Genomic DNA, 3,164 nt, shown 5'->3' with positions numbered 1-3,164 from the left:
CCGCACGAGCTGCTCGAACTGTTGCGTCGCGACCTCCGGATCGCGCGCGGCCAGCCCGAGCGCGTTGCGCGCGAGCTGAATCGGCGTCAGCACGAGGCCCCACGGCAGCCCCCACCAGCCGAACGCGGCCGAGGCCAGCAGCGCGACCGCCTGCTTCCTGCGGCCGCAACGCCGGCAACACACGTGACGCCGCGTCGCCCAGCGCGTGACGAACAGCAGCGACACGACGCGATGCGACGCATGGACATCGACCGGCTGGTCGTCGCGACGGCAGATCGGGCATGGCCCGTAACGCCAGTCGTGCACGTATTCCCAGACTTTCGCGTCGGGCACCCGTTCTGCCTCGACGACGATCGGATGCGCTTGCGCGCACGCCGGACGGCAATAGCGGCGGCCGTCGATCGACCGCCCGCCGACCAGGAACGTCCTGCCGCAGTGACTGCACTCTGCCACGATAACCTCGGATAAGCGTGATGCGCCGCGTGCCGGCCGCGCGCGCATTCCTGCGCCGGCGGGCCGGACGGGCCGTTTCCTGTTTTAACGGCCGACGTCGCGCGGTCTTGAGCGGCCGGGGGCCGAGGGCCGCGGCGCGTCAGCCGTGCAGCCCGTGCGCGGTCATCAGCCGATACAGCGTCGCGCGCGAAATGCCAAGGTCGGCCGCCACGTCCGCATGCTGGTGACGATGGCGCATCAGCGTTTCCTCGATCGCGCGCCGCTCGGCCTGCCGGCGTGCTTGCGCAAGCGTCGGCGGCTGCCGCGACGTGTACGGGTGCAGTTCGAGATCGGTGGCCGAGATCATCGGGCCGTTCGTCATCACGACCGCGAACCGGATCCGGTTGATCAGCTCCCGCACGTTGCCCGGCCACGGATAGTTGTGGATCGCTTCGATCGCGCACGGCATGAAGCCGCGAATCCGGTGCGAGCTGTCGTCGCGATAGCGCCGCAGCACGTAGTCGGCGAGCAGCATGATGTCGCGGCCGCGCACGCGCAGCGGCGGCTCGTCGATGCGCAGCACGCACAGGCGGTAGTACAGGTCGGCACGGAACCGCCCCGCCTGCATCGCGGCCTCGAGATCGACGTGGGTCGCCGACACGATCCGCACGTCCACCGGAATCGACGCGTGCCCGCCGAGCCGCTCGATCGTGCCTTCCTGCAGGAAGCGCAGCAGGCTCGCCTGGCTCTCGAACGGCATGTCGCCGATTTCATCGAGAAACAGCGTGCCGCCGTGCGCGGCCTCGATCCGGCCGATCTTGCGCTGGTGCGCGCCCGTGAACGCGCCGCGCTCGTGGCCGAACAGTTCGGCCTGCAGCAGCGTCGACGGAATGGCCGCGCAGTTCACGGCAACGAATGGCGCGTCGGCACGCAACGACTGCCGGTGGATCGCCGCCGCCGTCAGCTCCTTGCCGGTACCGGATTCGCCGGCGATGAAAACGGTGGCGTCCGTGTTCGCGACCTTGCGGATCGTCGCGAACAGCCGGCGCATCGCGTCGCACGAGCCGATCATCGTATCGCCCGGGGGCGCGGCATCGGCGTCCGGGCTGCCGTCCGCGAGATTCAGCATCCCGTATGCATGGCCGACCAGATAGCCGATCGTCGTATAGGCGGTCGCATTGCGCACGTAGTCGAAGCAGCAGCGGCGAATCAAGCGCGCGATGGTGAGATCCCGCAGCCGCTCATTGTCGGCGAGCGCGACCCAGCCGACGCGCGGATCGCGCAGCAGCGCCTCGAACGAGGTCACGTCGGGCGACGCGAAGCTGCCGAAATCGACGATACCCGCGTGCGGACGGTTCACCCTGACGAGATTCAATGCGTCCGCAACGGTTTTCGCGCGCCACACGTCCCAGCCGCGCGATTCGAGACAGTCGACCAGCGCAGCATCGTGCTGCTGCGACAGGTAGACGAGCGGCCGCGACGGTACGACATGGTTGCGCCGGACGGCCAGGAACGGCGCCGTACCCGCATCGCGTTCGAGATCCTGCGGGCCCGACACCCTGATCTGACAGCAATAGTTCACGATGGCCTCGTCGCTTGGGTTGGTTGTCGAAACGGCCGTTGCCGGATCGCGTGGGGCGGGGCATCGTGGTCCCGCGGCGCGGCGCCGGGCCGTCCTCGGATTGACGTTTCGTTATCGGCAGAAGACGACGCGCTGGGTGTAGATCTGCGGCTCGACGACCGGCTTCGCGGAGCGGTTGAGGTCGTCACGATAGGCCCGGTAGGTCTTGCCGTTGACCGTCACTTCCGTCGAACGGGCCGTCTCGATCGAGTTGAGCCCGTTGCGCTGCCACCCGCTCACCCGATCCGCCGCCGTCACGCTCGACTCGCCGGCGATCTTCTGCGTGATCGCGCTGCCGTCGTTCCATGGCTGCGTCTGCATGTCCTCGGCATGCTGCATCGCGCCGATCGTCTTGCCGGTCGGCGTCGGCCCGCTCTGCGCTTCGAACGGCGCGCCACGGCCGTATACAGGCGATTGCCACGACGGCGCGTGACCCTCCTCCGGCATCATGTAGATCATCTGCGGATCGCCGATCATCATCATCGGCGCGCATGCCGTGTTGTCGGCGCGACCGAGCGTCGACAGCGCCTGCGCGACGCTTACGGCGTTCGCCGCGGTCTGCTCGCCCAGGATGACGAAGACCGCAGGGTTCTGAAAAGCCACCTGCGCCGCGGCTTGTGCGCTGTACAACAGCAGAGCGACCAAAAAGATCCTCATGGTTGAGGCCTCCTTGCATCCTCGTCAGGCAAAAAGAGGTGTTGATCTCGGGGATGGAACCAACACCCATCAAACAGGAAACGACCGTCGGGCATCGGGCTCGAACGACGCCCGTGCGGCCTGCGTTCCGGCCGCACGGGCGTCCGACCCGCGTGCTTACGACGACGTGCTCGTCGAGATGACAGCCGGAGCCGGCACGACCGGTGTAGCCGGGGCGGCCTGCTGGTCGACCTGAGCCGGCGGCAATCCTTGCGCCGGATCGGACAACGCCGGCATGTCGGCGGGCTGCGCTGCGGCTTCTTCCGGCACCTTCGCATCCGCAGCCGGCATGTCGGCAGGCGCTGCTGCTACGGCAGGCTGCGCGGCTTCCGGCGCCGGCGCTTCCGCGGCGACCGGAGCCGGTTCGGCGGCCTTCGCATCGGCTGCCGGTGCGGGCATCGCGGCTTCGGCTGCG

General features: G+C 68.6%; 3 protein-coding genes and 1 pseudogene. All 4 read right to left on the bottom strand.

All coding sequences use genetic code 11. The features are described from left to right. On the bottom strand, positions 1-453 hold a 453-nt coding region (locus G3O06_RS47355; protein ID WP_205820200.1), incomplete at its 3' end, for a hypothetical protein. Between the two features lie 139 nt (positions 454-592). Further along, complete coding sequence (locus G3O06_RS47350; RefSeq protein ID WP_346779602.1) at positions 593-1,990, bottom strand: sigma-54 dependent transcriptional regulator; 1,398 nt, start codon at positions 1,988-1,990, stop codon at positions 593-595. A gap of 135 nt (positions 1,991-2,125) precedes the next feature. Next, positions 2,126-2,710, bottom strand: coding sequence for a hypothetical protein (locus tag G3O06_RS47345; protein ID WP_174970319.1), 585 nt, complete (start codon positions 2,708-2,710; stop codon positions 2,126-2,128). 156 nt (positions 2,711-2,866) lie between these two features. After that, positions 2,867-3,164: pseudogene (locus G3O06_RS47340) on the bottom strand (chemotaxis protein CheA); the annotation flags it as partial.

This window comes from Burkholderia sp. Ac-20345 (genome assembly GCF_017104825.1).
GTDB classification, from domain to species: domain Bacteria; phylum Pseudomonadota; class Gammaproteobacteria; order Burkholderiales; family Burkholderiaceae; genus Burkholderia; species Burkholderia lata_B.
This window is presented reverse-complemented; position numbering and strand designations above follow the sequence as displayed.

Coding starts and splice junctions, on each gene's coding strand:
- G3O06_RS47345 (WP_174970319.1), bottom strand. CDS start 2,710: ATGAGGATCTTTTTGGTCGCTCTGCTGTTGTACAGCGCACAAGCCGCG.